This window comes from Pseudomonas sp. TWI628 (assembly GCF_039673865.1).
Classification (GTDB): Bacteria; Pseudomonadota; Gammaproteobacteria; order Pseudomonadales; family Pseudomonadaceae; genus Aquipseudomonas.
The window spans coordinates 156,511-163,229 of the sequence record NZ_JBDJMM010000012.1; the positions used below are offsets into that span (position 1 = coordinate 156,511).

Here is a 6,719-nt window from a genome sequence, read left to right on the forward strand (position 1 = left end):
GCCCGGCCTCTGAGGGCCGGTACGGCAATGCGGGTCAGGTCAGCGCTGAACGGGTGTCGGGCGCTGTTGCTCGGCGCGTCGGCCCAGCACCTCGTACACCGAGGGGTAGGCCGGGCGCTCCACGTAACGACCGGCGCCAGGCTCGGCGCGCAGGTCGCCATCGGCCCAGAGCACCTTGCCCTGGCTGATGGTGTGGCTGGGGATGCCGCGTACGGTGCGGCCTTCGAAGATGTTGAAGTCGACCCGCTGGTGGTGGGTCTGGGCGGAAATGGTGCGCGTGCCCTGCGGGTCCCACAGCACCAGGTCGGCGTCGGCGCCGACGCGGATGGCACCCTTGCGTGGGAACAGGTTGAAGATTTTCGCGGTGTTGGTCGAGGTCAGCGCGACGAACTCGTGCAGCGACAGGCGCCCGCTGTTGACCCCGGCGTCCCACAGCACCGCCATGCGGTCTTCGATGCCGGCCGTGCCGTTGGGGATGCGGCTGAAGTCGTTGCGGCCCATGGCCTTCTGCTCGGCGCAGAAGCAGCAGTGGTCGGTGGCGGTGGTGTGCAGGTTGCCCGATTGCAGGCCGCGCCACAGCGCCTCCTGGTGCTCGCGCGGGCGGAACGGCGGGCTCATCACATAACCGGCGGCGGTCGCCCAGTCCGGGTGGCGGTAGACACTGTCGTCGATCAGCAGGTGGCCCGGCAGCACTTCGCCGTATACCGGCTGGCCTTTGGCCCGGGCGTAGGTGATTTCGTCCAGCGCTTCACGGCTGGAGATGTGTACCACGTACAACGGTGTGCCAATGGTCTCGGCAATGCGGATGGCGCGGCTGGCGGCTTCGCCTTCGACTTGCGAAGGGCGCGACAGCGGGTGCGCTTCCGGCCCGGTCAGGCCCTGGGCCAGCAATTTTTGCTGCAGGTGGTAGACCAGCTCGCCGTTCTCGGCGTGCACCGTGGGCACGGCGCCCAGCTGCAGGCAGCGCTCGAAGCTGGCCACCAGGGTGTCGTCGGCCGCCATGATGGCGTTCTTGTAAGCCATGAAGTGCTTGAAGCTGTTGACCCCATGTTTGCTGACCAGCTCGCCCATTTCTTCGGCGACTTGCTCGCTCCACCAGGTGATGGCGACGTGGAAGCCGTAGTCGGATGCACTCTTCTGTGCCCAGCCGCGCCAGGTGTGAAAGGCCTCCAGCAGCGATTGCTGCGGGTTGGGGATGACGAAGTCGATGATCGAGGTGGTGCCACCGGCCAGCCCTGCGGCGGTGCCGCTGAAGAAGTCCTCGCTGGCGACCGTGCCCATGAAGGGCAGCTGCATGTGGGTGTGCGGGTCGATGCCGCCGGGCATCAGGTAGCGGCCGCTGCCGTCGAGGATCTCGCAGTCGGTCGGGGCTTCGAGGTCTTTGCCGATGGCGCGGATCTGGCCATCGACACACAGCACATCGGCGGGATAGCTCTCTTCATGGGTAACCACGGTGGCGCCACGGATCAACAGGGACATGCCGTCTTCCTCGCAGGCTGACCGGTCTGTGCCGGTTCTTGAAGTTGTTATGTGCCAGGGGCTGAAGGCGGCGTGTTAATCCTGTCAGGCCTGACAAGATTGGAATTTAGATGCAGTTTCAGGATTGTTCAAGAAAATAATTTATATGCTTATAGCTCTAATAACTAATTGATAATTAACGATTAATTGTTGAAATCACCAAAATGGTGAGGCCTTTCACCATTTTGACGCACTTGACAAGAAGCCAAATTGGTCAAGATTTTCCATGCAAAATCAGCTGCTTGATTACTGGCTTCGAGGCGCAGGCCGCGCCGTTGAAAAACCAGGCTGCACCAGTTTGAAACCTGTTGCAGGGGCCAAGGCCGGCCCAAGGCGGCGCAAGCGCCAGGCGAGGGGATAACCGTGCCCGCGCCTGCCGCGCAACAATGCTATGCAGATCAGTTGTTTACCTCCGGTCGGTGGCGGCCGGCCGGGTAGGCGCAAGCCAACCCGGCACGCAATTTGAGTACGGCCACAACCGCCAGGCCGGGCCGGAGGAGCAGTACTGGTGGTGTGTGTACTCCGGCCATCGCGTTAGCCCGATGAGCAAACAACTAGAAGAAATCTGGAGAAGGCCCCATGCAACAGAGCAGATCGGAAGTGATCGAGCAGGCAGGCCTGTTCGAGCTGTCCGCAGGCAGTGACGTCCTCGACAGCCCGCGCTACAACCACGACATCGCGCCGACCAAGGTGCACCAGCGCACCTGGAACAAATGGCACATCACCGCGCTGTGGGTGGGCATGTCCATCTGCGTGCCCACCTACACCCTCGGCGGCGTGCTCACGGCTTACTTCGGCCTGAGCGTGGGCGAGGCGCTGCTGGCGATTCTGCTGGCCAACCTCATCGTGCTGATCCCGCTGACCCTCAACGCCTTTCCGGGTACCCAGTACGGCATCCCGTTCCCGGTGCTGCTGCGCTCGTCGTTCGGCATCCTCGGCTCCAACGTACCGTGCCTGATCCGCGCGGTGGTGGCCTGTGGCTGGTTCGGCATCCAGACGATGTTCGGCGGCCTGGCCATCCACCTGTTCCTCGGCTCGATCTTCGACGGCTGGAAGGCGCTGGGCGGTACCGGCGAGGTGATCGGTTTCATGATCTTCTGGGCGCTGAACCTGTGGGTGGTGCTGCGTGGTGCCGAGTCGATCAAATGGCTGGAAACACTGTCGGCACCGCTGCTGGTGGCGGTCGGTTTCGGCCTGCTGTTCTGGGCCTTGCCGCACATGTCGATGAGCGAACTGCTGGCGCAGCCACCCAAGCGCCCGGAAGGCGCCAGCGTGGTCGGTTACTTCTGCGCCGGGCTCACTGCCATGGTCGGCTTCTGGGCTACCTTGTCGCTGAACATTCCGGACTTCAGCCGTTATGCGAAAAGCCAGAAGGACCAGATTCTCGGGCAGATCTTCGGCCTGCCGCTGACCATGTTCCTGTTCGCCTCGCTGGGCGTGGTGATGACCGCAGCCTCGGCATCGCTGGTGGGCGAAACGGTGTCCGACCCGGTCACCCTCATCGGCAAGATCCACAGCCCCGGCTGGGTGGCGCTGGCCATGGCGCTGATCGTGATCGCCACGCTGTCGACCAACACCGCCGCCAACATCGTCTCGCCGACCAATGACTTCCAGAACATCGCCCCGCGCCTGATCGGGCGCAGCCGCGCGGTGTGGCTGACCGGTTTCATCGGCCTGGCGCTGATGAGCCACGAGTTGCTGAAGAAACTGGGCTGGATCGTTTCTGACCTGAGCCTGGAGAGCGTCTATTCCAACTGGTTGCTGGGCTACTCAAGCCTGCTCGGGCCGATCGCCGGGATCATGGTGGTGGACTACTTCCTGATCCGCCGCCAGCGCCTGGACCTGGCCGGGCTGTACCGCGACGACGTGTACCCAGCATGGAACTGGGCCGGTTTCGTCGCGTTCGCCTTCCCGGTGGCATTGACCGTGCTGGCCATCGGCAACAGCAGTTTCAGCTGGTTCTACGATTATGGCTGGTTCACCGGGTCGCTGCTGGGCGGGGCGCTGTACTACGCCCTGGGCGGTATGGCGGTGCGCGGGCCGGCGATCGCGCCAGTGCAAACCAATAAAAATGCCTGAGGAGAAACACCATGAGCCAATCCCAGCATGTCCTGAAATCCACCGAGCGCCACGTCGACGGCGCACGCCTGTGGCAATCGCTGATGGAGCTTGCCCGTCTCGGCGCCACCGCCAAGGGGGGCGTGTGCCGGCTGGCCCTGACCGACCTTGACCGCCAGGCTCGCGACCTGTTCGTCCAATGGACCGAGGCTGCCGGTTGCAGCGTCAGCGTCGATGCAGTGGGCAACATCTTCGCCCGCCGCCCGGGGCGTAACCCCAAGTTGCCACCGGTGATGACCGGCAGCCATATCGACACCCAGCCAACCGGCGGCAAGTTCGATGGCTGTTTCGGCGTGATGGCCGGGCTGGAAGTGCTGCGTACCCTCAACGACCTGGGCATCGAGACCGAGGCCCCATTGGAAGTGGTGGTGTGGACCAACGAAGAAGGCTCGCGTTTTGCGCCCTGCATGATGGGGTCGGGTGTGTTCGCCGGCAAGTTCACCCTGGAAGAAACCCTGGCCAAGCGTGATGCCCAGGGCGTGTCGGTCGGCGAGGCGCTGAACGCCATCGGCTATGCCGGCCAGCGCGCGGTGCTCGGGCACCCGGTAGGCGCCTACTTCGAAGCGCATATCGAACAGGGGCCGATCCTTGAGGACCAGGCCAAGACCATCGGTGTGGTGCTCGGTGCCCTCGGGCAGAAGTGGTTCGACCTGACCCTGCGCGGCGTCGAAGCCCACGCCGGGCCGACGCCGATGCACCTGCGCAAGGACGCCCTGGTGGGCGCCGCAGCCGTGGTCGAAGCGGTCAACCGCACCGCCCATGCGCATCAGCCGCACGCCTGTGGCACGGTCGGTTGCCTGCAGGCCTACCCCGGCTCGCGCAACGTGATCCCGGGGGAGGTGCGCATGACCCTGGACTTCCGCCATCTGGAAGGCGACCAGCTGGATGCGATGATCGCCGAAGTGCGCGCGGTGATCGAGGCGACCTGTGCCAAGCATGGCTTGAGCCATGAACTGATCCCCACGGCAGACTTCCCGGCGCTGTACTTCGACCGCGGTTGCGTCGATGCCGTACGCCAGTCGGCGCAAGCACTGGGGTTGCCGCACATGGACATCGTCAGCGGGGCAGGGCATGACGCGATCTTCCTGGCCGAGTTGGGGCCGGCGGGGATGATCTTCGTGCCTTGCGAGAATGGCATCAGCCACAACGAGATCGAGAACGCCACGCCAGAAGACCTGGCGGCGGGTTGTGCCGTGTTGCTGCGGGCCATGCTGGCGGCGTCGGAGGCGATCGCCAGCGGGCGGCTGGCGGCATAGCAACGCTCTGACCGGGGCCGCAAAGCGGCCCCGGCGATCTCAAGGCGAAACGGCCACCAGGCACCCATCACGCCCGATATGGTAACGCTGCAGGTCCTGCGCCAAGGTCAGATGCCCGCTGTAGTGAGCCAACGCTTCATCACGCACATCATCGATGCACGGGCTGCGCTTAGGATCCCCCTGATACCGCGCACTGAAATGCGTCAACACCAGATTACGCACCCCGGCCGCTTCAGCAAACTGCGCCACTGCCGCCGCCGTGCTGTGGCCAAACGTATTGCCACTGCGCTCGACGATGGGCCGGGTATAGGTTGCCTCATGCACCAGCACATCTGCGTCCCTGGCGGCCTCGGCAAGTAATTCCGGGTTGTCGTTATCGCCACAGACGATCACCCGCCGCGGTGGTCGAGAGGCTTTCAGGTAGTCTCGCGGCTCAAGCTGCTGCCCGTCATGCTCGACCGCCAGGCCCTTGGCCAGGTCACCCCACAACGGCCCACGCGGGATCCCTTCGGCCTCCAGCCGCTGAATGTCCAGGCGTGGTTCAGGGTTGAGTTCGGTAAACACGAAGCCAACGCTCGGCACTCGGTGCGACAGCTGCACGGTACTGACCTGGATGTGCTCGCTGTGCCAGTGCCCCAGGTGCTCGACCGGCAACAGGCGCAGTTCGAACGGCAGGTAGGTTTCGCTCGCCGCCAGGCTCAGGCGCACCCAGTCCTGCAAGGCGGCGGGCAGGATCAGGTCCAGTGGTTCGCTGCGCCCGCCCATCCCGGCACTGGCCAGCAGCCCCGGCAGGCCGAAGCAATGGTCGCCATGCACATGGGTGATGAAGATGCCGCGCAAGTCACGTACCGAGAGCGAACTGTGCAGCAGCTGGTGTTGAGTGCCTTCGCCGCAATCGACCAGGTACCAGTGTTTGCCGCTGGCTTCGATGACGGCGGTGGCGCTGACATTACGGGCTTTGGTGGGCACCCCGGAGGAGGTGCCCAGAAACTGCAGGTCCAATGTTTTGCTCCATGCGTGGGGGAGCCACACCTTAGACGGAATGCTGCAGGGCGTCGATGCTCAGGGCTCGGCAGGGGCGTCCTGACGCCAGATCAGCTTGCTGGTGTCGTAGCCCTGCTTCTGGGCCAGCGCCAACAGCTGGTCGCGGGTCTGGTCGGTGATTGCCGGCGTGCGCGACAGCAGCCACAGGTATTCGCGGTTGGGGTGGCCGACCAGTGCCACGCGGTAGTCCTTGTCGTGGTACAGCACCCAGTACTCGCCCTTGGTCAGCCCCGGCGCCAGGCGGCTGAACCAGTTGTCGAAGCGCACCCAGAGCTTGTCGGTACGGCCCGGCACCTGGGCTTCGGCGATGCCGCGGGCTTCGTTCAATGCGCCGTCCTTTTCCTTGCAGCGGTTGGTCACGTCGATGCGGCCATCCTCGCGCAAACCGTAATGGGCTTCGGACTGCACGCAGTTGCGCTGGAAGAACATCGGCAGGCGCGCCAACTCGTACCAGGTCCCCTGGTAGCGGTGCAGGTCGACCTGTTCGGTGGTCGGTGGCGCGTGGTGATCGTCGTTGGAACCGACGCAGCCCATCAGGGCCAGGGTCATGCAGGAAAGCATAAGGGCCTTGCGCATCGCCATGGCAAACCTCCTGTCAGCGAGTGTGGGGCTACTTTTGATTGGATGCGGGTAGGGTGTAAAAGTTGTATTGGTTCGCTTTGGCATTTGCAGGAGGGTGTCAGAAATTTTGTGTTCGGGCATAACATGAGTAAGAGGTGCATGTATGCCAACCAAAAAGAAACCCTTGCGTGACCTGCCCAAAATCCCCAAAGAGCTGCTGGA

The 6,719-nt window shown here is 64.0% G+C and carries 5 protein-coding genes; 2 read left to right on the forward strand and 3 right to left on the reverse strand.

The genetic code is table 11. The annotated features are described in order from the left end of the window. Positions 1-39 precede the first annotated feature (39 nt). Positions 40-1,479 carry a dihydropyrimidinase gene (hydA, locus tag ABE528_RS11780; RefSeq protein ID WP_346653035.1) on the reverse strand — a complete coding sequence of 480 codons (1,440 nt, stop codon included), beginning with the start codon at positions 1,477-1,479 and terminating at the stop codon, positions 40-42. A 618-nt stretch (positions 1,480-2,097) separates the two neighbouring features. Here hydA and ABE528_RS11785 point away from each other — a divergent pair. Together ABE528_RS11785 and ABE528_RS11790 are read left to right on the forward strand one after the other, a co-directional pair. After that, a complete protein-coding gene (locus ABE528_RS11785; RefSeq protein WP_346653036.1) occupies positions 2,098-3,597 on the forward strand; it encodes an NCS1 family nucleobase:cation symporter-1 in 1,500 nt (499 codons plus the stop codon). Positions 3,598-3,608: 11 nt separating this feature from the next. After that, positions 3,609-4,892 (forward strand): Zn-dependent hydrolase, encoded by a 1,284-nt coding sequence (locus tag ABE528_RS11790; RefSeq protein WP_346653037.1) that lies wholly within the window; start codon positions 3,609-3,611, stop codon positions 4,890-4,892. A gap of 39 nt (positions 4,893-4,931) precedes the next feature. Here ABE528_RS11790 and ABE528_RS11795 read toward each other — a convergent pair whose 3' ends face one another. Together ABE528_RS11795 and ABE528_RS11800 are read right to left on the reverse strand one after the other, a co-directional pair. Beyond that, positions 4,932-5,894: an MBL fold metallo-hydrolase gene (locus ABE528_RS11795; protein WP_346653038.1), complete on the reverse strand. Its 963-nt coding sequence runs from the start codon at positions 5,892-5,894 to the stop codon at positions 4,932-4,934. Between the two features lie 60 nt (positions 5,895-5,954). Beyond that, positions 5,955-6,518 carry a lipocalin family protein gene (locus ABE528_RS11800; RefSeq protein ID WP_346653039.1) on the reverse strand — a complete coding sequence of 188 codons (564 nt, stop codon included), beginning with the start codon at positions 6,516-6,518 and terminating at the stop codon, positions 5,955-5,957. Positions 6,519-6,719: the final 201 nt, after the last annotated feature.

Coding starts and splice junctions, on each gene's coding strand:
- hydA (WP_346653035.1), bottom strand. CDS start 1,479: ATGTCCCTGTTGATCCGTGGCGCCACCGTGGTTACCCATGAAGAGAGC.
- ABE528_RS11785 (WP_346653036.1), top strand. CDS start 2,098: ATGCAACAGAGCAGATCGGAAGTGATCGAGCAGGCAGGCCTGTTCGAG.
- ABE528_RS11790 (WP_346653037.1), top strand. CDS start 3,609: ATGAGCCAATCCCAGCATGTCCTGAAATCCACCGAGCGCCACGTCGAC.
- ABE528_RS11800 (WP_346653039.1), bottom strand. CDS start 6,518: ATGGCGATGCGCAAGGCCCTTATGCTTTCCTGCATGACCCTGGCCCTG.